This window comes from Niallia circulans (genome assembly GCF_007273535.1).
GTDB classification, from domain to species: domain Bacteria; phylum Bacillota; class Bacilli; order Bacillales; family Cytobacillaceae; genus Niallia; species Niallia circulans_B.
Genome location: NZ_RIBP01000001.1, coordinates 871,617 through 895,150, shown reverse-complemented (window position 1 = coordinate 895,150; position 23,534 = coordinate 871,617). Strand labels below are relative to the sequence as shown.

The window sequence follows — 23,534 nt, the reverse complement described above, 5'->3', positions numbered from 1 at the left end:
CTGCTTTTTTTATTAATTTGCTTGAATAAGAACTACACACATATCATCTGCGGCTCCATCTTGATGATCTTTCGTTGTAATTAAGTCGATTGGTTCCGCTAGTTTTGCTTCGGCAAGTCGGCAAGAAGCCGCTTTCTTAATACAGTCAATCCCTGTTTGACCATATTTATCAATAGCCTCATGTACACCATCCGTGCAAAGGATGAGCTGTATAGATTCGGAGTAAGTAATAACATTCTTTTTCGTTTTTATATCATCAAAGAAACCGACAGCTGTCGTGTTGCTTTTTAGTTCCGCTATTTGATTATCATCAATTAAAGCATAGCCATCTAAATGTCCGGCGTTTATGTATTCTATCGTTCGTTCATTCGTATCTAACACTAAGTAAATGGCTGTAAAGTAATAAGGTATTTTCTGATTTGAATTAAGCATACTCATGCGGCGGTTTAAATCTTGTATAACATACTCAGGATCAGGATTTGTTTGAATAGTATCACGCAATACCGAGGAAATAAACATGCATACAAGCGAGGCCGAAATTCCATGTCCCATCATATCAAGCTGAATGGCGGCATAACGATGATCACTTATCTCATACCAGAAATACATATCGCCTGCCAGTTGAAATGCAGGCACATAGGATGCCTTTATTAGTAGGTTTTCTTTATAAATTGGCGGGCTTAGTACACTTGTTTGAACTTGTGTAGACAGCTCAAGCTCATTGCGAATTTTTTCCTCCTGCTTTTTATGCCAATCTTTTTCATATTTTAAGCGGATCGCAACGCGAAGTCTGGCAAGCAGCTCGGTTTTGTTAATCGGTTTCATTAAATAATCCGTTCCACCTGCGTCTAATGCCTCGACTACTTTACTTGAATCCTCTAAAGCTGTTACGAAAACAACAGGTATATCCTTTAAATGCTCCACTTGCTGGAGTTGTTTGCATGCTTCAATCCCATCAATTTCAGGCATCATGATATCCATTAAGATAGCATCCACCTGACTCTCCATTACGTATGGGGTATCTGAATATAAGTAGTTAAACATATCCTGTGCGGAAGTAAACGACAGATAATCAATATACCCGGCACGCTGAAGCAACTTTTCAATAACGAATAAATTTGCTTCGTTATCATCAACAATCAGAATTCCCAATTATTCTCCCCTCACTTACTGTCTGTTTTTCTATATACAACATTTCTTAATACCCTTAATAAAACTATAATAAACATAAAAAGCAAATTTTATTATTAGTATTCTAAGTAGAATTCAAGGAGATTAAAACTGCTGCATGCTATAATTTCAATAGTAATGGATGATAGCTCTTAACAAGTTAATACATATATTAAGGCCTACTTATTTTTATCTATATAATAGTATTCTCAGAAATCCTTAGTCAAGTCATATAAACAAGGAATTTTGTAGTAGAAGGGTTTTACATTTATTCATGCTTTAGAATATAGATTCAAATCGGTTGACATTAAAAATTTTAATATAAAACTAAAATTGTAAAACCTCACTAATAATTGTAAATATTTTATATAAAAAAACGGGAATATTATGTTAAATTAGGTTAGTAGCTATATAATTGGGTATTTCATATAAAAAAGTCACTTCAGAAAAGAGGGAATTAGCATGAAAATTGTTATGGAAAATGATTTGCTTAAGGTTGAAATCGCTAGCAGCGGTGCAGAGCTACGCAAAGTAAATCATAAAAAAACGGGGCTTGATTATATGTGGACAGGTGACAAAACGTATTGGGGACGAGTTTCGCCAGTATTATTTCCAATTGTCGGACGTCTAAAGGATGATAAATACGAACTGAACGGAAAGACGTATGAAATGTCGCAGCACGGTTTTTTACGTGATGTAACCTTTGAGGTTGCTGAGCAGACAAGCACTGCTGTTTCGTTTGTTGTTAAATCGGATGGCCGTTTCCTCGAAATCTATCCTTATGAGTTTACAGCATTGATTCATTACAAGTTAATAGAAGATTCTTTAGCTGTGGGCTGGGAAATAGTTAATGAAAACAACGAGGAAATGTACTTTTCTATCGGTGCCCATCCTGCCTTTAACGTCCCGCTGACAGAAAATGAAACCGCTGCAGACTATACATTGTATTTTACGCCTGCAGAGAACCAGAGTGTAACAGAGTATGAATTAAAGGATGCTCTTATTCATGAAAAAGGCAACGCTACTGATATTAATTCTATCCAAATTAAAGACTCTCTATTTGAAAAAGATGCTTTAATATACAGCCATATTGATTCTATCAAGTTAGCGTCAAATATTTCGAATCATGGTGTTGAAGTAAAGTTTACGAATTTTCCTTTTGTTGGAATTTGGTCGAATTATTCTAAACCAGAAGGAAAAATGGCTCCGTTTGTTTGTATTGAGCCATGGTACGGAATTGCCGATACATATAACACAACAGGCAAACTGAATGAAAAATTCGGCATGAATAAGCTGGAAACAGGAGAGACATTCCGAGCGGAATATGAAGTAAGGTTTATTTGAATGAGTGGATCATAACGGGCATTCTATAATAACAAGTTTCCCTGCTATCGATTTAATATGGTTTTGCTTAAGTAATTTTCTTCAGAACTAAGTTCCATTCAAAAATTCTCTTTACATTAGCACAAGTTAGGTTTATGCTTAATCTGAATTTTACATATGTTTTAACTACTAGGGGTGCCCGGGAAACGGGCTGAGAGAAAAATGATTTTTTTAACCCTTTGGACCTGATCTGGGTGATGCCAGCGGAGGAAAGTAGTCAGTGAAGTGATGTGTTTACTGCTATTTAAGCCAGGTCTTTAAAAGATCTGGCTTTTTTATGCTGGTGAGCATGACAATTAAATAATATTTTTGCACTGGGGGGGCCTATCGGCTGAGAGTAGACATTTTTGTCTTGACCCTTTTGGACCTGAACTGGATAATGCCAGCGTAGGAAAGTGTTTACTTGGAGACAGCTGTGTTTTTTGGCTACCCTTTTCCCTCGGTGCTATTTTACTGGAGGGATTTTTTTATGGACAAAACAAGGAAGCTCACATTAACAGCGATGATGGTTGCAATTGGAACAATGACAAGTAATCTGTTTTTTATTCCGATAGGGTTTACAAAGGTCTTTCCTATACAGCATTTTCTTAATGTACTTTCAGCCGTGCTGCTAGGTCCTTATTATGCAGTGCTCCAAGCATTTAGTGTCTCCCTGTTACGAAATATGATGGGAACAGGTTCTCTGTTTGCATTCCCAGGAAGCATGGTTGGTGCCTTGTTGGCATCCTTCCTATATTTGAAGACAAGAAAGTTGTATATGGCATTTATTGGGGAGGTTGTTGGTACAGGTGTACTTGGCGCAATGCTGGCATATCCAATCGCTGCCTTACTGCTTGGACAAAAAGCGACGCTGTTTGGATTCATTCCGCTGTTTATTTTCAGCTCGATTGCTGGAGCGTTGCTAGGCTTCATTATTCTAAGTGTATTTGTAAAAAAACAATTAGTTGTCCTAACAAATGCAGGATGGCTTAAGAAATAAAAGGCAGGCTATTGCTTGTATAAAAGGAGAAAAAAATGACAGAAATAATACCAAAAACAGATGAGCAACAATTAACAGTGGAGCTTGAAGAAAAGCTCCCGCCTTTCAAAAACATTCTATACGGATTACAGCATGTTTTTGTTTCCAATGTTTGGCTTGATCCTATCTTTGTAGCAGCAATGATTGGACTGCCATTTGCACTATCGGCTAATCTAGTAAACTCGATTTTTATTGCAGCAGGGCTTGTCACATTGCTGCAAGCAGCCAAGTTCGTGAAGCTGCCAATCGTTCAAGGTCCGTCAGCAGCGTTTGACTCGATAATGATAGCTGCTGGAAAAGCAAATGGTCTTGCTGCTGCGAGCGGCGCTATCCTTGTTAGTGCGATAATCGTGTTTATTCTATCAATCACTGGTTTACTTGGCAGATTAAAGGTGCTATTTACTCCGGTGATTTCGGGAACGGTTATCTTTTTAGTAGGAATTTCATTGTCTGGCTTTACACTATCAGAATTCCTTGGTGGAGCACCAGGCGACACTGGATTTGCCAGTCCGGCGGTATTAATGATGTCGATTCCGACGGCATGTATCGTGCTGCTTTTATCGATTTTTGGAAAACGGTATTTGAAATCATTTTCTTTTCTTATTGCATTAGTTGTTGGTGACATTATCGCAATTTTTCTCGGAAAAGCAGATTATTCGATGATAGCAGAAAAGCCGTGGTTCGGGCTTCCGACATTTCTTCCTTATGGAGGACTTGAGTTTGAATGGACGACATTTATCACATTTTTTGTTGCTTATATTGTGGCAGTTATTGAAGCAATGGGTGTTTATCAAGCATCGTCCACGATATTAAAAACAGAAATAGATACGAAGCGAATAAGAAATGGCTTTGCTGGTGAATCGGCTGGTTCCATGCTTTCCTCGCTGATTGGCGGCTTTCCAACGACTGCTTACGCTCAAAACGTCGGGCTTTTGCGTCTAACAGGTGTTGGTTCAAGATATCCAGTGATGATTGCCGGAGTTATCTTTCTTATCCTTGGTTTTGTGCCGAAAGCTGGAGCGTTGCTTGCCTTAACACCGAGTCCAGTTGTGGGCGGGATTTTTCTGCCTGCTGCTGCAACGTTAATATTTACCGGAATTTCGTTATTAGCAAAGGTAGACCAAAATGATCGCAACTATATGATTATTGGATTATCGATATTGCTCGCAATTTCATTGCCGAGCTTTGCAACAGGACTGACTGGTGCTACAGGAACGTTCCTTTCTAATACCATTCTAATTGGAGCATTCAGTTCAATCACTTTACAGCTATTGCTTGTTAATATCCCAAATTGGTTAAGAAAGGGGACAGGGAAATGAAGGAGAGCGCTATGGCAATAACAAATAATATTCTCACATTTATGGATACATATAAAGAGGGGGTTCAAGAACTGGAAGGATATGAACAAGATTTTAATACACTGTCACTACAGCTATTTAACTATCAATTTCAGTATAACTTACCATATAAAAAGTATTGTCAGACAAAGAAGAGGACACCGCTCACTGTTAAGCATTGGTTACAAATTCCGCCAATGCCGATTCAAGGATATAAGGAGCTGACATTATCCTGTGAACCGGCAGATGAGACAGAAGCAGTGTTTATGACAAGTGGAACAACAAATCCTGAACAAAAGGGGCGGAATTATCATCCAACATTACGTGTTTGGGATACTTCCATGAAATATCCATTTAAACAATTTGTTATGCCAGATGTAGAGAAGCTGACAATGCTAGTTCTTTCACCTGCAGACGATTTGCATAAAAACTCTTCTCTTTCAAGGTATTTATCAAAAGCAGTAGCCAACTTCGGTACAGAAAACAGCAAGTTTTTATTTAAAGAAAACGGGTTAGACATGGCAGGACTGATGATAGAGCTTGAGAAATGTGAGCAAAACCAAGAACCAGTTCTGTTGATTGGCGCAACATTTGCCTATGTTCATATCCTTGATTATTTACAGGCGGAGAAGCTGCACTTTCAGCTTGCAGAAGGAAGCAGGATATTTGATACAGGCGGATTTAAAGGGCAATCCCGTGAAGTAGATATGGAGGAGCTGTACCAGCAGTTCCAAGCGTTTTTCCATGTCAGCCGTTCGAAATGCATCAATATGTATGGTATGACAGAACTCAGCTCTCAGCTTTATGACCAGACGATACTGTCAAGCTTTAAAGGTGAAGTGATTTATGATAAAACAGGCCCTGCCTGGGTGAGAACAGTCATACTTGATCCCGAAACCTTAACGCCTGTAGAGAAAGGCACAAAAGGTGTCATTGCACATTTTGATTTAGCGAACTGGAATTCATGTCTGGCAATTTTGACACAGGATGAAGGGGTACAAACAGACAACGGCTTTCAGCTGCTTGGCAGGATAAAAGGCTCGGAAGCAAGAGGCTGCTCGATCGCTGTTGATCAGATGATGCAGTCAGCTTTAGGTGGTGCAACGTTCTCGTGACTAATCCTGTAAACGTTGATGCCTTTTATTTGCCTAAGTCTATTAAACTAAACAACTTCGAGGAAAAATCCATCTCTGTTAACGGAGTAACTTATCTATTAAGATTTCCTGTTATCGAGAAACAGGAGCTTCAGGAAATAGGTACAGCAGTTAAGGAGAATAGAAGGGTTTATTTAGCAACCCTTTCCACAAGTGAAATAGTGACTAAAATCAATAAAGCCATCCAGCTGTGGCTGAAGCCTGATTATCGATTAAGACAACTGGCGGAATCCCTTGTGCCTGCAATCACTGGCTATGATAGCGAGATGGTACGGCTTGAGCTGAAAAAATATATGCGAACATTCCGCAGGAAAGAGCTCCTTCGTTTTCTTGATGAAGAATTTGATCAGCCTGCAATACTAGATGAATTTCGGCCAAGAAAATCAGGCGGAATGAGCCGGGCCTTTGGGCCAAGCACGATCTTCCATATCTTTTCCGGAAATGTGCCAGGTGTGCAGCTATGGAGTTTAGTGATGGGGCTTTTGCTGAAGTCAGCAGCAATCGGAAAAACCTCGTTAGCAGAGCCGCTTTTACCTGTATTATTTCTGCAGTCACTGAAAGAAGTGGACGAAACTTTAGCTGAATCTATGGCAGTTATTCCGTGGAAGGGGGGAACAGTGGAGCTGGAGCAGACTGCCATTGATTGGGGCGATGCAGTTATTGTGTATGGTTCTAATCAAACAGTAGAGGCAATCAGGAAAAGAACCCCTGTCCATAAGAAGCTGCTGTCATATGGACATAAGATAAGTATAGCGTTGATTGGCAAGGAAGCATTAGCAGCTGATCATTTTGCTAAAACACTGCATAAGGTGGCAGAGGATGTGTCTGTTTACGACCAGCAAAGCTGCCTTTCTCCCCAAGTAGTCTATGTCGAAAAAAACGGAGCGCTAAGTCCGAAGCAATTCGCCCAAGGATTGGCTGGAGAGCTTGAACGTTATCATTTAAAAAGACCGAGAGCAAAATTAACAGGTGAAGAGGCAATGGCCATTCAAAACATTCGCAATCAATATCAACTTAACAGCTTAAGTTCAGATAAGGTAGCGGTCTACAGCAGTAATGATGATACGGCTTGGACAGTTATTTATCAGGAAGAAACGGCTTTTAGCGGAACCCCTTTAAATCGTACTGTTCATGTATATGCAATCGACAAGCTGGAGGAAGCAGCAGATATTCTTCAAGCTTATGAGGCATACCTGCAGTCGTGCGGGTTGGCTGTCGAACCGGCCAGATTGTTTGCTATTACAAGCTTGTTAGGTGCTGTTGGTGTTAATCGTTTTTGTCCGCTTGGTGAAATGAATCGAGCAAAACCAGGCTGGCATCATGACGGCGGCTTTAATCTTATTGAGCTTGTCCGCTTGGTCGATATGGAAAGAGACCTTGAATACGAAATGGAAAAATACGACGATGATGTCGAGTAAAGGGATGTGTCTTTATGAATCTTCAGGAAAAAGTCGTGCTGGTAACTGGTGCAAGCAGAGGCATTGGCGCTGCAATTGCGAAGAAGTTTGCCGCAGAGGGTGCATTTGTCATTATAAACTATTTGAAAAATAAGACTCTCGCTAATTCAGTGGTAGAGGAAATTGAGGCCAAGGGCGGACAGGCAGCAGCCATTCAAGCAGATGTTCAAATAGAGGATCAGGTTGCCGATATGATGGCTCAAATTGGTGATTCGTTTGGCACAATTGATGTTGTTGTCAATAATGCGCTAAGTCACTACACCTTTAACCCGAAAACAAGAAAAACAGCGTGGGATATCAGTTGGGAGGATTACAACAGCCAGTGGGAGGGTAATGTACACGGAGCCTTTAATGTTTGCAAAGCAGTAATGCCTTATATGAAAGAGCAAACACACGGGAGAATTATTAACATTGTTAGTAATTTAATGGAATTTCCTGTTATACCATATCATGACTATACAACCTCGAAAATGGCGCTGTTAGGCTTCACTAGAAACTTGGCAAAAGAGCTAGGGGTTTTCGGGATAACAGTCAATGCCATTGCCCCTGGACTGACATATCCAACAGACTCCAGTGCAGAAACACAGGAATCTGTCAGAGAATCAATCATTCACATGACACCAATGGGCCGTTTGGCGAAACCAGAGGATATCGCAGGCAGTGCTTTGTTTTTAGCGTCTGACCTTGCTGCATTTATTACAGGACAGTGCATATATGTAGATGGCGGGTTAGTGATGAAATGAGCGATTCTTCAATATTGGACTTTTTCTTAGTTGGTAAAGCTTTAACTGGCATTGAAACGATTTCCCTTAAATGAACTAGAGCAGTAGAGAAGCTTTTGTAATAGTTAGTGCTATTATATAATTAACTTACATTCAAACTGCACTTAAAAGAAAGAGGGGCTATTATGATACTTAAAATGGATGAAGAGACGATAGAGGATTTAAACCAAACATTAAAAAGATCTAACTTTGCTACAACGATCCTTAATGATACACTGTATTTCTTTGCAAAAGAGAAGGTGAGATTACCAAAAGGAGCTAATCCAATGGAGGTGTTCGCCTATATTAATGAAAAAGATGAATTAGTAACAGAATTTGCAGCAAGACACGCTGAGGAACAAAGCAGTCCATTTGTGACGATAGGCAGAACAACGAACTTAAAGGAAATTGCTACACAAGGTTATATTCTTTATACATACTTCCTAACAGATGATCAAAGGGAAGCGAATTATAGTTCAGAAGTGATTGACACAAGCAGCACCCATTATTGGGTAATTAATACAAAGGAATAGTATGCGAAATTGGATGGTCAATAAATACCTTAATTGGATGGTTAACTTTTGTAGGAAATCCAGTATGATAGGAATGTGATATAATTATCATGATGTGATTTTAATATTGGAGTGAGCATTTATGACTTGGATTTCCATCATAGCATTAGTTCTATTTTGTATTGTTAAGGTTTTAATGACATGCTTGCCAACAGGCGCTGTGGAGTGGCTGCTTGGAAAGTATAAGTTGCATATGAAGCTTTCTAATGATCATACAGATATTGTATTCAATGGCAAAAAAATCGAAGGTGATACGAAAGCCGATATTTTAAGCCATTTTAATCAAGCGATTGTCAGAGAAAAATACAGCCTGTACCCAGGAAGTGAAGACAGCTATCTACATCCGGAAAATGCCGATTATTCTCTAACAATTCATACGAAAACAGGCAAAAAAGAGTGGAAGCTGCTGCTTTCGAGTTATAAGGACAGAATAGATGTCGTAAAGCAATATAAAAACAAAATCGTCGTATATAGCACATACCCATTTGAGCTTGATCTCGACAAAATGAACAAAGCTTAATAAATATAATGAACAGAAGAGCCATTATAGTGTGACACTATATGGCTTTTTTTTGTACTACTTTAACTTCAAAATTAATAGAATATTGCATAATATATTACCAATTTAAGACGGTCTGCTAGTATAATAGAAGGTATATGTGAAGAAAAGTAACAGACTAAACAATTATGTGTTATGAAATGAGGTAACAGAATGGGTAAAGGCTTAGAAGGAAAACGCGTTGCAATTGGAGCTTCTCGCAAAACAGATGAAATCAGCAAATTGATAGAGAATCAAGGAGGTATTCCGGTTGTTCGTTCACTGCAAGGCACGGTGTTTTTGGCAGAGAAGGAGGTTGAGCCAGAACTAATTAAGTTTGTGGAGGAAGGTGCGGACTGGGTAATCTTTACGACAGGAATCGGAACAGAAACATTAGTGAACATCGCTGATAAACTTGGAGTAAAAGCAGCCTACCTTAAGCAAATACACAACGCAAATGTGGCAATAAGAGGATATAAAACGAAAAACTTCCTCAAAAAAATAAACATTGAACCAGATGTATTGGATGAAGATGGCTCAACGAGAGGGCTGATACGTGCTCTTGAAGACGTTGATTTTGCTGGGAAAAGAGTGCTTGTACAGCTACATGGTGAAACAGCTCCTAAGCTGATTGAGTTTTTAGAGGGCAAAGGAGCAAGTGTTCAAACTATCCTGCCTTATCAGCATATTGCTCCAGAATGGGATGCTGTTCAAACACTATTTGACGAAATCAAAGAAGAGAAAGTGGATGCGGTTTGCTTTACAAGCGCCATTCAAGCAAGATCCTTATTTACATTTGCTAAAGAAAAGGGAATAACGTCAGAAATTTTGCATGCATTTCAAAGCAATACACTAGCAGTTGCAGTCGGAAAAGTGACGGCAGAGGCTTTATCAGAGGAAGGGATTGACCGAATTGTTGTGCCAGAGCTTGAGCGTATGGGTGCGATGATCATTGAGCTTTCTCGTTATGTTGAAAAAAGTAGAGTATAAATTATAAATAGATGGAGGTATCGGTGCTACTAAAACCGATACCTTATTTTTTTAGAATAGAATAATGTGATTTATAGGAAATTTCTATAAATAATCATTGGAAAAATGGTTGTTCAATATTATAATAGTTGTAAGTATAAGTTTGGTATTTTTATTGTGTGGTGCATACAAGTTAGGTGATTAAGTAAGCGCTTAAAATTTTCTAATAAGGAGAATACAAATGAATCGAAACAGCAATTCACTGCAAGAACTAATCATTGCTCAATATCCATTTAATGATCCGAATAATATAGGAAAAGATTGTTCCAATAATGGCAATCAAGCAACTGCTGAAGGAACAGTACCACCTGTAATAGAAGCAATTGACGCGAGGTCTGCTGTTACACTGTCAGGTGGTCAATCTGGTACATCTTATTTAAGCTTACCTGCAGGTATTTTTGCGGATATTAATGATAATACAGGCATGACTGTCAGCACATGGCTTTATTTAGGCAAAGGCTCAAATGTTTGGGAGCGGATTTTTGATTTTGGAAAAGGCGAAACAGGACCGTACCTATTTCTAACAAGGAATTTCAGAGGGAATTGTTTTTCTGGCTCAGACCTTATCGCTGATGCAGGCAGAACTTACTCTGCAGGTGAATGGCTTCATGTTGCGATGAGTGTTCGCGGTACAGAAGGTGGAAAGCTAAGCAGTGCAGGACCTGTTATTTATGTCAATGGTGAAGTTGTCGCAGACGGCTCAATCAGCCAAACGTCAAGTGGCACATATGCTAAATTGCGCAGTTGGTTCGAAACTTTTTCTTATTCGGACAACTACAGCAATAATTTTATCGGTAAGTCACAATTTGAAGCAGATGCTGACTTTAACGGCTCTGTCTCTGATTTTCGTATTTATAAAGCTGGTCTGACACAGGATGAAGTAATTGAAGTTATGTGTGAGTCCCTTACAGATGCAGAAATTGTTGAGCTTGCTAAAGACAAGTATTTAACATTTCCAATCACGGTTGTTTCACAGAATGTTACCCTTCCAGATTCCTTAATGGGCGGAAACGTGGCTGTCACTTGGAAATCCAGTGACTCCACAGCACTTTCAAATGAAGGCACAGTTGGGAAAATGGATAAGCCAATTGGAGTTACATTGACGGCAATCTTAAGAAAAGGGCATGACACCGCAGAAAAGGAGTTTCCGCTGACTGTCCTGCCTGAAGGTATTCCATCACATTTACTAACGATTGACGGAGGAGACGAGGTTTTAGATATAAGCAAAACAATGTACGGTCTTTTCTATGAAGATATTAATAATGCTGCAGACGGCGGGATTTATGCAGAGCTAGTTCAAAACCGCTCCTTTGAATCCTTCGTATTCGATACATATTCACACCATTCTGGAGCTTGCGGGTGCTCGACAGGAAGAAACCGAAAGCCGCTTCATGCTTGGTTTGGAGATACTGATTCTGTAACAGTTAACAACACAGGAGGCTTGAATGAGTTTTTTGGAATCACAGATGAAGATGTAAATTCTCATTATATTACAGTCCCACATGGCAGCACTCTTATTAATAAAGGCTTCACCGATTCCAACAATCATTGTGCGATGTTTATTAAAGAAGGTGAGTATTACCATTTTACGGTTTGGGCGAAAGCAAACAAAGCTGGAACAATTACTGTACAGCTTCAGGATACAAACGGCACAACAATCAGCAACGCTGTAACTGTTGAGGTTAATGCAACAAATAAATGGGAGAAATATGGTGTTCACTCCAATGTACTAACTGGTACTGAAACAGTATTAGGACAGCTTGTGTTATCTTTTAATGGTGAAATTTCCATCGATATGGTCTCCTTGATGCCGCAGGATGTTTGGGGAGCAGGTGAGGAAGTGAGATCTGAGACGGCTCACGCAAACTATAAAGGAAATCCGAACTATCGCTTACGGAAGGACTTGGTGAATGCACTTATCGAGTTGCACCCAACCTTTTTGCGCTTCCCTGGTGGCTGTATTTCAGAGGGCTCTTATATTTGGGACAATGTGTATGAATGGAAGGACTCTGTTGGCGCTGTTGAGCTGCGCAAGGAAAACTTTAATGTTTGGGGCTATATGATGACAATGGGGTTAGGCTATATGGAATATTTCCAGCTGGCAGAGGATTTACACGCCATTCCATTGCCTGTTATGGCGTGTGGAGTGCTTTGTCAGGCCCGATCTGATTATGTCCATCCTGCTGGCGGAGAGCTGAGAGATTATTATGTTAAGAGCTTTACAGATTTAATCGATTTTGCGATAAGCACAGATTTTCAAGAAAACGAATGGGCTGTATTACGCAAGCAAATGGGCCATGAAGCACCATTCGAGCTCCCGTATTTAGGTGTTGGAAATGAAAACTGGGGTACAGAGTTTTTTGCGAACTTTGAATATTTTAAAGCAGCCATCGATCAATATATGAAAACTAATTATCCAAACCATCACTTGCAAATCATTTCAACGGTTGGTGCTCAAGCAGACGATGATGCCTACCAAGAAGGGTGGAAATTCCTTAGCGGCAACCTGACAGAAGAAGCAACAGTGACCTTTACAGACGGCAAGAACGAAACAGAAGAAAATATTACATGGTATGAAAAGCAGCCCCATTACATGGATACCATTGCTGATGAGCATTATTATCGTTCAAATGAGTATTTGTTGAACAATGCAGACAGATATAATTATTACTTCAGAGCATATCAACAAGACGGAAGTATTAACGAAACGGAAATTTCTAAAGTGTTTGTCGGTGAATTTGCTTCAACAGATAAAAATACACTTGCTGGTGCGATTGCAGAAGCTGCTGTTATGACCGGATTTGAAAGGAATTCAGATGTCGTTCGTTTAGTCGCATATGCACCGCTATTCAATAAAGTACTAACAGACGGAACGTACCGCTGGACACCTGATTTGATTTGGTTTGACGATGAAACAGTTTGGTACACACCAAATTACTATGTGCAGAAGCTGTTTGGAAAATATCTTGGCACGAAGCTTTTAGGAACTTCTTTTTCTTCCTATCAAAACGGGACATTGACTGAGCTTGCACCAAAGGGTGGGATTGAAATAGCAGCAGGTAATGCAGAGGTTGAAGTGAAATCAGTGAAGGTTATAAGTAACGTCAATGGTGAGGTATTGTTTGAACAGGACTTCAGCCGAGACTTGCTTCCAGACTGGGAAATCATTCCTGGCTCAGCAGGATACTCACTTGATAAAGACAGAGGTCTAGTATTACAGCCACAAAACGGTGGGCTTAACGGTTTATATATAAATAATCAAGCTTGGACTAACTATAAAGTAGAGGTTGTTGCCGCAAAGGTTTCCGGTAATGACGGTATCTTTGTTGGTGTCGGCTTGACTGATATATCACCAGAAACAAAAGATGTTATCGAATATGCAATCGGCTATGATGGTAATGCAACAGGTGTTAAGGTTCATAAGCAAGGAATAGAAGGCTATATGCTTGGCGACTATTCATCAAGCACTGCTGCAGGCAATTTACGTGCAAGCTGCTACGAAGAGCTAGCTGAAAATACGGCTTACACGATAACAGTCAATTATGGCGGCAGTAAAGGAGATCGTCTCATTTGTTCCTACACAGATGGAAGCTTCACAAGTAAAGTACTTGATTACAAATTAGAAGCCTATAACCGAGACATCTTCCACTCCGTTACAAAAGACGATAATCATGTATACGTGAAGCTAGTAAATGCAGATCCATTTGAAAAAGAAACGAAGCTTGAATTAAAAGACCTTCCAGTAGATACAGACGGCCTAATGATAACAGTTACAGGAGACGATTCCCTTGTGCATACTCCGAATGTTAATAAAAAGAATGCCGAGCAAATTGTTCCAGTAGAAACGAAAATTAACCTAGAGGACAATGGAGCGGTTGTTCCATTAGCTGCTAATTCTGTTAGTGTGCTTGTGTTGATGAGGAAATAACCTGTTAGCATAAGCTACAAATTATATTTATATGAACACCGAATTAGAAAACCAAGACCACTATTTACGGTCTTGGTTTTTTTATAATTTTTTAGCAAATAATGATTTGAAAGCAATTGAAAAGAATGGGATATAATAAGTGATGATTATGTCAGCTTTAGTGTTGGTACAGATTAGGATAAAAATTGGCAGAAATAAATTTTTATATCCAGTATGTATAGCGGTTTCAAACAACTGGACGAAATGATAAGAACTATGCCATGATGATAGGGAAGCAAATCTTTGTGTGGCTAAAGTGAGGAAGCTTTCTGCCTTTATAAGAAGTGACTTTCAAGTGTTGTTTTTGATAGATTTAAAATATAGATGGGAGAATTTTTATGACCACAACAAGAAAGACAATTGAATACACAAAAGTGCCTGAGCCAACTACATCTGTAGCTATGGAGCCGGTCGATTTAAATGATGAAACAATGGACCTACATAAACAGAAAATATTAAAGCGTATGCAGGAAAAACAGCTTGATGTATTAGTCATATATGCAGACCGGGAGCATGGTGTGAATTTTGGCTATTTAACAGGGTTTGAACCAAGATTTGAGGAAGCCGCATTGGTTCTTCATAAAGACGGTAAGGCATATATGATGTTAGGCAATGAATCGTTAAGGATGCAGCAATACAGTCGTATTAAAGTCGAAGCAGTACATACACCGTATTTCTCTTTACCTAATCAGCCAATGGGAAATAGTAAAACATTAGATGGGTTGATGGAGGATGCCGGGATAAAACAAGGAATGAAAGCTGGAATTGCCGGATGGAAGCTGTTCACAAGTGTATTAGAGGATAATGAACAAATCTACGATGTGCCATATTTTATCGTTACTGCCGTTAAAGAAGCAATCGGAGAGCAAGGCTCATTAATAAATGCAACTTCCTTATTCATTCATCCTGGTGAGGGTGCACGGGTTATTATGAATGCGAATGAAATTGCCCATTATGAGTTTGGTGCTTCATTAGCATCAGACCGTATACTGAATTTGCTTAATAAATTGGAACCTGGCATATCGGAAATGGAGCTCGCTGGTGAACTGGCTGCCTGGGGCCAGCAAACAAATGTGCAGACAATTGTTGCTACAGGCGACAGATTTACAAATGCAGTCGTAGCACCAAGAGCGAAAAAGGTCAGTGTTGGTGATAAGTTTTCCGCAACATTAGGGTTCCGAGGCGGTCTTAGCAGCAGATCAGGTTATGCAGTCGCATCACAGGAAGATCTTCCAGTAGAGGTCAAGGACTATTTAGAAGCAGTAGCCAAACCGTATTATGCTGCAAGTGTCGCATGGTATGAAAATATTGCGATTGGCATGAGTGGCAATGACATGTATGAATTAATTGAAGAGGTTATTCCGAAGGCTGAATATGGCTGGAAGCTCAATCCAGGCCACTTAACAGCAGGTGAAGAATGGATGTCATCCCCGATTTACTCAGGCTCTGAGATTCCTGTTGAAAGTGGAATGCTATTTCAAATGGACATCATTCCAAGTATCCCAGGCTATGGTGGCGCTAGTGCAGAGGATGGTGTAGCGATTGCTGACGAAAAATTAAGAGACGAGCTGGCTGCTCACTATCCAGAAGTTTGGGATCGTATTCAAGCAAGACGGCAATATATGATCCAAACATTAGGAATAAATCTCAATCCAGAGGTATTGCCGCTATCTAATATTAATGGCTATATGCGCCCATATCTTTTAAATAAACAGTATGCATTTAAGGTGAAAAGCTAAATCAAGTTATGGATGGCTTCCTAGTTAATAAAAATTTAGAAGGGTAGCTCTTCTATAGACTTTTACATAAATAACAAAAGGGTTGTTCTTCTGATAATAAGGAGAACAACCCTTTTTGCTGATAATAAGGAATTAAATGTTAAAAAATAGAAATCCACTGAAACTTACGCCATATTTTATCGTATAATTATAAATAAAAAGCAGGAAGGGACTGAAAACGTGGATATTGATTTTTTCTGGATAGGTGCAGGGTTGGCAGTGTTTGGTTATTTTATAGGCGATGGCTTAAAAAATTTCAAAAATCCAAAAGGAAGCCCGTCAGGACATCCGACATTAATCAAAGAAAAAGACTTATATATTTATTTAGGCTTGCGACCAGAAGAAGTGAAAGAGCTGTTAGTTAAGTATCCGGAAGCACCTAAGCTAGTCTTAAAAGGAACGACCTATTATCCGTATGAACACTTCACACAATGGCTATCGTCAGAAGATATTTATAAAAACAGATAGCTGAAACTTCCGTTTTGATTGCTAATAGAAAGATAACAAAGGAGGTAAAGAGACTATGAGTAGTTTTTTAGTATTCTTTATTGTTATTTTAGCAGTGGTGGTTGATTTTTTTTGGCTTGATAAAAAACGGAAAAGATGGGGCTGGATGAACAGCTGGAGTAAAAGGGATAAGATTTTGTTTTTTGTTGGTTTTCTGGCGATTTCAGTGTTTGTGTATGTAACGATGGGCGTTACTTATCTATAATGCGAGAAGATTTGTGTTTTTGAAACTGCAAAATAAAAGGGCAGGAGCTTCCTGTCTTTTTTTACTTTAAGGATGTTATTAGGGATCGAAACATTCTTTAAGGTTATAGATTAAAGCGGAGAATTTATTTAAGTGATTATTATGTAACAAGATTTATGGTATTCTAGATATAGAATATTTTGACAGGAGGCAATTTGATGTAGAATCCTACACTCTTATATAAATAAAAATGAATAAGAAGTGAGGGTTATCTATGTCAAAATTTCATATTGATTCTTTTAGGTTTCTTTGGATTGGTCAAGTGCTGGCTAATCTTGGAGATGTTATTTATACTGTCTGTTTAACGACAATTGTATATAAAGCAACTGGTTCTGTTACGTTAATGTCTTTTGTACCTTTTGTAATAACAATAACTGCCTTATTTAGTGGGTTTATTGCACCACTCATCATAGATAAATATAAACTGAAGTGGATTTTGTTTTTTTCGCAAAGTGGCAAAACAGCATTACTGCTTGTACTTTGCTTATTTGTTCCATTTATACATATAAATAATTTGCTTTTTTTGTATTTCCTAATTGCGATAATTTCCTTTTTGGATGGCTTCGCAACACCAGCTAGAAATGCGCTTGTACCTGTTTTAGTGAAGGAAAGTGAACTTGTCAAAGCAAATAGTTTTTTAGCGATTTTAGACCAATTAACTCAGTTAATAGCTTGGCCAATTGGGAGTATATTGTTAGTTGTTTGGGAAGGAAGCTATCTGCTTTGGCTGACTTTCCTGTTATTTGTCCTCTCCTCGATATTCATGTTCCTTATAAAACAAGAAGATGAACCTCCTAAAGAGTCACACGCTTCTGTTTGGGAGTCTATCAGTGAAGGCTGGCTGATTATTGTTAAGTCTAAACAATTAAAATCTGTTACAATAATGAGTCTGCTCGAAACCCTTGCAAATGGGGTGTGGATTGCTGCCATTTTATATGTGTATGTGGAGGATGTTCTTCATAAACAGGAGTTTTGGTGGGGAGTTATCAATGCTTTTTTCTTTGCGGGAATGTTTGTTGGCGGGTTAATTGTATACAGAGTTTCTGGTAAATTGGAATTGCAGCTTGGAAAATATATCATCTGGTCGACATGCTGTTTATCTTTGCTTACATTGTTTTTTGCATTAGTATCAAATGTTTGGTTGGCTCTTGCTATTTCCTTAGTATATGGGTTTCCTCAAATGGTAAGGGATGTCGCAGAGGTGTCAATTGTCCAAAAGAGTGTGAGAAAAGAACAGCTTGCTAAAGTATTTTCAGCACGAGGCACTATAATGTATGCAGCCTTTGGTATTTCCGCTGTAATATTAGGCTGGATAACAGAGGAATATGGTGTGACAACTACATTTCTTATTGCAGCAGGATTTTTCCTGCTTTCGTTCCTAGTTGGTATTTCTAATCGAAAACATCTACATGTTAAACAAAAAAGTTAATATAATCCATCGCTTGAGATAACTGTCTATGGGCAGTTATCTTTATATTTATAATCTTTTACTATAATTTAATGCTAGTCTTGTAACATAAAACCATTAATCGATCGGAGGATGTCTTGATTTTGAAATGGTCATTTTTCAAAAAGAAATCCTATTATCCAGCAGATAACTATTCAAAGGAATATATAGAAGAGGTGCTTAATTATACGCAAGGCAGCTTATTAACAAAAATCCCTGCGATTTTTGAACTATTACTAACAAGCTCAACGGAATTGAAAATGAGAGCAGTGCAAGTATTGTATATGCGTGTATCAAACTTAAATATTTTAGAATTATCGAGGCTTGATTCTTTATTTAGAGAACGTACATCCTTGCATTGGTCCTATGACTGGAAAAAGGAAAACCCGGAAAGTCTGTTTGTGCCCAGTATGTCGGAAGACGAAAAAACAGTTATATTAGGCTTATGCAGTTTTCATCCAAATGGGTATTTTAGAGAAAAGGCACTGCATAAATTAGCACAGCAAAATACAGGAAAAGAATTCCCGTACTTACTATTAAGATGTAATGACTGGGTTAAAGAAATAAAAAAGCCAGCAGCACAATACATAAAGTCACGATTAACTGAACAGCATTTAGAGGAAATTGTTAAGTGTCTTCCGTATATAAACAACAACAGCAACGTCTTTAATAAAGTTGTGCAGCTTCTAACCAAAAAGGAGTCTTTCCCTTACTTGGATAAGGGCACAGTATCAAAAGACAGGTCAACTCGGTTAGCTTGTTATCAAATGACGATGAACTTGAATGTGGTTAGTAAAGAATCCCTTATGAAGTACTATCGCAAAGAAAAAGAGCCGTCATTGAGACTATTCATTTTTAATGAATGGAAGAGGGATATACAGGTTGATGATTTTAAGAACTCTTATCCTCTTTTAAAAAGGGACAATTCTCCGACAATTCGTTTACATGCATTAAAAGAATTTATTGCTTACTTTCCAAGTGAGCGTTCTAAACAGTTAGAAGCGGCATTATTAGATAAAAACAGGGCAATAAGAGATTATGCTAGATATTTAATAAAAAAGTACGATACAACCTACGATTTTGTTCATTTTTACAGTCGGAAGAAAACCGCTCATCTGTCAGTGCATATAGCAATTTTAGGCATAGGTGAAGCGGGCAGAAAGGAGCATGCAGAATTAATTGCTCCATACTTAAAGCATCATAATGTTGCCATCGTGAAGGCAGCGATTCGTGCTGTAGCCATGTTAGACGGTGAAACATATAAAAGTAGCTTTGCTGATCTGCTGAATTGTAAGCATAGAGGTATTTCTAAAGCAGCAACAAAGGCAATAACTACTCTTAATTATGAGGATATGAAAGAGTCTCTTTTTACACTTTATGAAGATACTATATACGACCATACTAAAAACAATACAGCGTTGTTATTAAGCTCACTTCCAAAATGGCAGGCACTTATATATATAATAAAGTTCTATGTAAATACTGAAGACGATGAAATTTCCAATTTAGGCGAAAGACAGCTAGAAGGATGGATTGCCCAGTATAATCGCAGTTTTGTTTTACCAACAAAGCAGCAAATTGAAACTATAAAAGCCTTATTATATAAGCATAGACATGATTTAGAACAACAACAGGTAAGTGCCATTGAATTTTGTTTGAAAGGGATTGAAACAAGAGGATAGAACAGGGGGATTTTTGTGATAGATAACCGAAGCAGTAAAGTTTTTGATCATGACATAGATGAAAATCTCCAGAGTTTGTCAGACACATCTATAGTGTTGAATTTCCAAAAAGCAATTGCTGATTTGTATCCACATTTAATTCCGATTCATGCATTTGGTTATAATGCCTTTGATGATATTGTGATGCCGTTATTTTATGAAATGGTTTATAATACGTTTTCATATAAGCATGGCATCGAAATAAATGGTGGTGAAACCCATATTTATAGGTTCTCATTAAGATGCTATAAAGGTATTAATCATATTGCATGTTTGCCAAAAGAAAAGGAAATAGATGTGCTAATTAATGAAGAGTGGACTAACATGAGTGAACAGGAATGGAAAGACAAGTCACTTGTTTTTAAGGCATTTGGAGACGGGGTATACAATCCTGGTGGAGGACTTGAGGTGGAGGAAGCAAAAAACGTGAATTTTAATCTAGTAGAGGTTGATATAATTTCTAATGCCAATGGCAGGCCGGCTAAATCAGGTGTATTTGTCCATAAAGAAGCTGTTGAATTTGAGTTTGTTGCAGAAACCTATGATGAAAATTTTAAGCATTAACTCTTTTGGGAAAAAGACTGGTAGTAAGTTATATTACCTTGACACCGTACACTTAATACCCTATTATTACTCGGAAAACAACTCTGTCATTTCTCGTACTTCCATATTTTGAAATGGCAGCTCTTTTTATAATTAGAATCACTGTCAGAATTGAAAAAATACAAAGGGGTATCTGGTCATGACAACATTAAATCCAAAGGTCGATGAGTTTATAAATAAAGCCAAGAGCTGGCAGGAGGAATATATTAAGCTAAGAAGCATCATTTGCGACTGCGAGCTTACTGAAGAATTTAAGTGGATGCATCCTTGTTATACGCTAAATAACAAAAACATTGTGTTAATACATGGCTTTAAAGAATATGTTGCATTGCTGTTTCATAAAGGTGCGTTGCTAAAGGATCCAGAGGGTATTTTAGTTCAACAAACAGAAAATGTCCAAGCAGCCCGTCAAATTCGCTTTACTAATTTACAAGAAATAGTCGAAAAGGAAGCAGTTATAAAAGCCTATATTCACGAAGCAATAGCAGTCGAGGAAGCTGGTTTAGAGGTAGAGCTTAAAAAGAATGAGGAATATAGCGTACCAGAAGAGCTTCAGCAAAAATTCGCAGAAAATCCTGCGTTTAAAGAAGCTTTTGAAGCATTAACACCTGGGAGACAAAGAGCCTATCTGTTGCATTTTTCGCAAGCAAAACAGGCGAAAACAAGAGAGGCAAGAATAGAAAAGTATTTACCGCATATTCTTGAGGGAAAAGGCTTAAATGATAAGTAAATAAAATGGCGATCAAACCTTCCGTTATATTTGGAAGGTTTTTTGTTACCCCAAAAAATTAGAAAAGAACGATCATGCCACTGCATAATCGTTCTCCTAATATTATATGTTCGGATTTTCTTCCGGTTTCCAATTAAGGATGCCGTCATCTTTAACGAACTCGATAATAACATCTGTAATGCCTTCTACTTGTCCAATTTTAGCCTCTATCCTAAGTCTGACATTATCTGCTTCAGCGATAGTAAGAGTTGGAGCTAGCTCCACTTTTACTTCCACATGGAAGTGTTCGCCCTCTTTAATAACGACTAATTCTTGGATATCTTTCACTAAAGGATCCTGCATGACAAGCTGACCAATTTGGATTTCCATTTCATCATCTGATTCGCCAATTACACCTGCAGCATTGTCAAGAAATACCTTTCCAACAACAAAAAACATCATAATTCCGATAATAACGGAAGCAATTCCCTCTAATGCATGGAAACCAGTATATTTAGAAATGATAACAGCAGCTAAAGCGAGTAGACCGCCACCAGCAGCAACTAAATCCTCCATGAATACCAATTTTGTGGCTGGTTTTGCTTTCCCAACTAACTGAAAGCTTTTGAAAATGATCTGCATTCCTTTTGCAGAAGAATTTGTTTCATGCATGATTTCCTTCATTGCTTTGTATAGCACAGAGGACTCTAAAACGACTCCGATAGCTAATACAGTTACAACAATCGCAAATCCAGCAGATTCTGTTGGATGAATGATATGATGAACGCCCTCTTTAATCGTTTCATAACTCATAATACCAACAATTAATACTGCACCTAGTAGCACTAAGTTGACTAATCTTCCAAAACCACTAGGAAATCGTTCTGTTGGAGCCTTTTTAGAAAGTGCCGAACCAATATAAACAAAGAATTGATTGGCTGCATCCCCGATTCCATGCATGGTTTCTGCAAACATTGCAACGTTTCCTGTAAAGGCAAAGGCAATTCCTCTAATTGTGGCAATTATTGCATTGACAATCCCTGCCGTTAATGCCGCTTTGTTTCCCTGTTTCAATAGAATAAATAACTCTTTCATTTCTCGTTGTTCCTTCTTTCCTTTGGTTGATATATAACATTATACATATTTCCAAGAGGAATTATATCCCATGTGCTGTTTTTTATGAGTAAATCTACCATTTAAAGCGGAATTTTAATGAAAAATAGATATATACAAAGCTGTTTCTGAAAATGCTCCTTCTTTAGTTTTACTTCGTATTTATTTCACAAATTGTGTCGGTATACTTCCTTGTATTAATGGTAAAATGGACAAGTATGGGATACTTTTAAAATGAAATTACATATGGAAAGGAAGTATGAGCATTGGAATTCAAAACGGTTATGGAAGAGCTAGAAGCACTTGGTAAGGAAAGAATGAAAAAAATGTACATGACAAATGGTGCACAGGAACCATTGTTTGGGGCAGCAACAGGTGCGATGAAACCAATTAAAAGGAAAATAAAAATAAATCAGCCATTGGCAGAAGAGCTATACGCAACAGGAAACTATGATGCTATGTATTTTGCAGGTGTTATTGCCGATCCAAAAGCGATGACGGAAGCGGATTTTGATCGTTGGATTGATAAAGCATACTTTTATATGCTGTCCGATTATGTGGTAGCGGTAACATTGTCGGAGTCAGATATTGCCCAAGAGGTTTCAGATAAATGGATTGAAAGCGGAGATGAGCTGAAAATGTCGGCAGGCTGGAGCTGCTATTGCTGGCTGTTAGGCAATCGCAAGGACAGTGAATTCTCTGAAGAGAAGATTGCCAATATGCTTGATAAGGTGAAAGACTCTATTCATGAGGCACCAGAACGAACAAAGTCTGCGATGAATAACTTCGTATACACGGTTGGTATTTCTTATAAACCGCTTCATGAGAAAGCAGTTGAAACTGCCAAGCAAATAGGCGTAGTCGAAATGAAACGCGATAATAAAAAAAGCAGTTTTCTTAATGCAGCTGAAAATATTCAAAAACAAGTCGATTTAGGAAAGCTTGGCTTCAAACGTAAATATGTAAGATGTTAACCTCATTTTGAATGGGAGAGTATTAAGGAATTCGATACATGTATGGAGAAAA

The 23,534-nt window shown here is 38.3% G+C and carries 20 protein-coding genes and 2 riboswitches; of the genes, 18 read left to right on the top strand and 2 right to left on the bottom strand.

What is annotated here, in order from left to right; all coding sequences use genetic code 11:
• Nucleotides 1-12: 12 nt before the first annotated feature.
• The gene (locus tag CEQ21_RS05255; protein ID WP_185763570.1) at nt 13-1,152 is read right to left on the bottom strand and encodes a PP2C family protein-serine/threonine phosphatase; all 1,140 of its coding nucleotides are present in this window, start codon (nt 1,150-1,152) and stop codon (nt 13-15) included.
• 480 nt (nt 1,153-1,632) lie between these two features.
• Here CEQ21_RS05255 and CEQ21_RS05250 point away from each other — a divergent pair, with 480 nt between their 5' ends.
• The 17 genes from CEQ21_RS05250 (at nt 1,633) to CEQ21_RS05170 (ending at nt 21,416) form a co-directional block, all read left to right on the top strand.
• Nucleotides 1,633-2,514: an aldose 1-epimerase family protein gene (locus tag CEQ21_RS05250; protein ID WP_185763569.1), complete on the top strand. Its 882-nt coding sequence runs from the start codon at nt 1,633-1,635 to the stop codon at nt 2,512-2,514.
• 160 nt (nt 2,515-2,674) lie between these two features.
• Nucleotides 2,675-2,782: riboswitch (TPP riboswitch) on the top strand.
• A gap of 77 nt (nt 2,783-2,859) precedes the next feature.
• Nucleotides 2,860-2,964, top strand: a riboswitch (TPP riboswitch).
• Between the two features lie 58 nt (nt 2,965-3,022).
• Complete coding sequence (gene thiW / locus CEQ21_RS05245; RefSeq protein WP_185763568.1) at nt 3,023-3,532, top strand: energy coupling factor transporter S component ThiW; 510 nt, start codon at nt 3,023-3,025, stop codon at nt 3,530-3,532.
• A gap of 35 nt (nt 3,533-3,567) precedes the next feature.
• A complete protein-coding gene (locus CEQ21_RS05240) occupies nt 3,568-4,890 on the top strand; it encodes a solute carrier family 23 protein (protein WP_185763567.1) in 1,323 nt (440 codons plus the stop codon).
• Nucleotides 4,887-6,023, top strand: a complete 1,137-nt coding sequence (locus tag CEQ21_RS05235) for a LuxE/PaaK family acyltransferase (protein WP_185763566.1) — start codon at nt 4,887-4,889, stop codon at nt 6,021-6,023. The genes CEQ21_RS05240 and CEQ21_RS05235 overlap by 4 nt, the downstream gene beginning before the upstream one ends.
• Nucleotides 6,020-7,480 (top strand): acyl-CoA reductase, encoded by a 1,461-nt coding sequence (locus CEQ21_RS05230; protein WP_185763565.1) that lies wholly within the window; start codon nt 6,020-6,022, stop codon nt 7,478-7,480. Before CEQ21_RS05235 ends, CEQ21_RS05230 begins: the two co-directional genes overlap by 4 nt.
• Before the next feature lie 14 nt (nt 7,481-7,494).
• A complete protein-coding gene (locus tag CEQ21_RS05225; protein WP_185763564.1) occupies nt 7,495-8,262 on the top strand; it encodes a 3-oxoacyl-ACP reductase in 768 nt (255 codons plus the stop codon).
• 164 nt (nt 8,263-8,426) lie between these two features.
• Nucleotides 8,427-8,813 (top strand): hypothetical protein, encoded by a 387-nt coding sequence (locus CEQ21_RS05220; protein WP_185763563.1) that lies wholly within the window; start codon nt 8,427-8,429, stop codon nt 8,811-8,813.
• A gap of 121 nt (nt 8,814-8,934) precedes the next feature.
• Entirely contained in the window at nt 8,935-9,372 is a 438-nt protein-coding gene (locus tag CEQ21_RS05215) for a YfmQ family protein (RefSeq protein ID WP_185763562.1), read from the top strand.
• A 192-nt stretch (nt 9,373-9,564) separates the two neighbouring features.
• Nucleotides 9,565-10,380, top strand: coding sequence for a uroporphyrinogen-III synthase (locus CEQ21_RS05210; protein WP_185763561.1), 816 nt, complete (start codon nt 9,565-9,567; stop codon nt 10,378-10,380).
• A gap of 220 nt (nt 10,381-10,600) precedes the next feature.
• Nucleotides 10,601-14,347, top strand: coding sequence for an alpha-L-arabinofuranosidase C-terminal domain-containing protein (locus CEQ21_RS05205; RefSeq protein WP_185763560.1), 3,747 nt, complete (start codon nt 10,601-10,603; stop codon nt 14,345-14,347).
• 377 nt (nt 14,348-14,724) lie between these two features.
• On the top strand, nt 14,725-16,125 hold the full coding sequence (locus CEQ21_RS05200) for a M24 family metallopeptidase (RefSeq protein WP_185763559.1): 1,401 nt from the start codon (nt 14,725-14,727) through the stop codon (nt 16,123-16,125).
• A 219-nt stretch (nt 16,126-16,344) separates the two neighbouring features.
• Nucleotides 16,345-16,632 carry a DNA-binding protein gene (locus CEQ21_RS05195; protein WP_144454378.1) on the top strand — a complete coding sequence of 96 codons (288 nt, stop codon included), beginning with the start codon at nt 16,345-16,347 and terminating at the stop codon, nt 16,630-16,632.
• Nucleotides 16,633-16,687: 55 nt separating this feature from the next.
• Nucleotides 16,688-16,876, top strand: a complete 189-nt coding sequence (locus CEQ21_RS05190) for a hypothetical protein (protein WP_185763558.1) — start codon at nt 16,688-16,690, stop codon at nt 16,874-16,876.
• A gap of 253 nt (nt 16,877-17,129) precedes the next feature.
• The gene (locus CEQ21_RS05185; RefSeq protein ID WP_185763557.1) at nt 17,130-18,344 is read left to right on the top strand and encodes an MFS transporter; all 1,215 of its coding nucleotides are present in this window, start codon (nt 17,130-17,132) and stop codon (nt 18,342-18,344) included.
• A gap of 122 nt (nt 18,345-18,466) precedes the next feature.
• Nucleotides 18,467-20,044 (top strand): HEAT repeat domain-containing protein, encoded by a 1,578-nt coding sequence (locus CEQ21_RS05180; protein ID WP_185763556.1) that lies wholly within the window; start codon nt 18,467-18,469, stop codon nt 20,042-20,044.
• Between the two features lie 15 nt (nt 20,045-20,059).
• Nucleotides 20,060-20,647, top strand: a complete 588-nt coding sequence (locus tag CEQ21_RS05175) for a hypothetical protein (protein WP_185763555.1) — start codon at nt 20,060-20,062, stop codon at nt 20,645-20,647.
• Nucleotides 20,648-20,825: 178 nt separating this feature from the next.
• The gene (locus CEQ21_RS05170; RefSeq protein WP_185763554.1) at nt 20,826-21,416 is read left to right on the top strand and encodes a YdeI/OmpD-associated family protein; all 591 of its coding nucleotides are present in this window, start codon (nt 20,826-20,828) and stop codon (nt 21,414-21,416) included.
• 102 nt (nt 21,417-21,518) lie between these two features.
• Here the strand turns inward: CEQ21_RS05170 and CEQ21_RS05165 are convergent, their stop codons facing one another.
• Nucleotides 21,519-22,490, bottom strand: a complete 972-nt coding sequence (locus CEQ21_RS05165) for a cation diffusion facilitator family transporter (protein WP_144454383.1) — start codon at nt 22,488-22,490, stop codon at nt 21,519-21,521.
• Nucleotides 22,491-22,774: 284 nt separating this feature from the next.
• On the opposite strand from CEQ21_RS05165, the gene CEQ21_RS05160 reads away from it, so the two are divergent.
• Nucleotides 22,775-23,482 (top strand): DNA alkylation repair protein, encoded by a 708-nt coding sequence (locus CEQ21_RS05160; protein ID WP_144454384.1) that lies wholly within the window; start codon nt 22,775-22,777, stop codon nt 23,480-23,482.
• Nucleotides 23,483-23,534: the final 52 nt, after the last annotated feature.

Coding starts and splice junctions, on each gene's coding strand:
- CEQ21_RS05250 (WP_185763569.1), top strand. CDS start 1,633: ATGAAAATTGTTATGGAAAATGATTTGCTTAAGGTTGAAATCGCTAGC.
- thiW (WP_185763568.1), top strand. CDS start 3,023: ATGGACAAAACAAGGAAGCTCACATTAACAGCGATGATGGTTGCAATT.
- CEQ21_RS05240 (WP_185763567.1), top strand. CDS start 3,568: ATGACAGAAATAATACCAAAAACAGATGAGCAACAATTAACAGTGGAG.
- CEQ21_RS05235 (WP_185763566.1), top strand. CDS start 4,887: ATGAAGGAGAGCGCTATGGCAATAACAAATAATATTCTCACATTTATG.
- CEQ21_RS05225 (WP_185763564.1), top strand. CDS start 7,495: ATGAATCTTCAGGAAAAAGTCGTGCTGGTAACTGGTGCAAGCAGAGGC.
- CEQ21_RS05220 (WP_185763563.1), top strand. CDS start 8,427: ATGATACTTAAAATGGATGAAGAGACGATAGAGGATTTAAACCAAACA.
- CEQ21_RS05215 (WP_185763562.1), top strand. CDS start 8,935: ATGACTTGGATTTCCATCATAGCATTAGTTCTATTTTGTATTGTTAAG.
- CEQ21_RS05210 (WP_185763561.1), top strand. CDS start 9,565: ATGGGTAAAGGCTTAGAAGGAAAACGCGTTGCAATTGGAGCTTCTCGC.
- CEQ21_RS05205 (WP_185763560.1), top strand. CDS start 10,601: ATGAATCGAAACAGCAATTCACTGCAAGAACTAATCATTGCTCAATAT.
- CEQ21_RS05200 (WP_185763559.1), top strand. CDS start 14,725: ATGACCACAACAAGAAAGACAATTGAATACACAAAAGTGCCTGAGCCA.
- CEQ21_RS05190 (WP_185763558.1), top strand. CDS start 16,688: ATGAGTAGTTTTTTAGTATTCTTTATTGTTATTTTAGCAGTGGTGGTT.
- CEQ21_RS05185 (WP_185763557.1), top strand. CDS start 17,130: ATGTCAAAATTTCATATTGATTCTTTTAGGTTTCTTTGGATTGGTCAA.
- CEQ21_RS05170 (WP_185763554.1), top strand. CDS start 20,826: ATGACAACATTAAATCCAAAGGTCGATGAGTTTATAAATAAAGCCAAG.
- CEQ21_RS05165 (WP_144454383.1), bottom strand. CDS start 22,490: ATGAAAGAGTTATTTATTCTATTGAAACAGGGAAACAAAGCGGCATTA.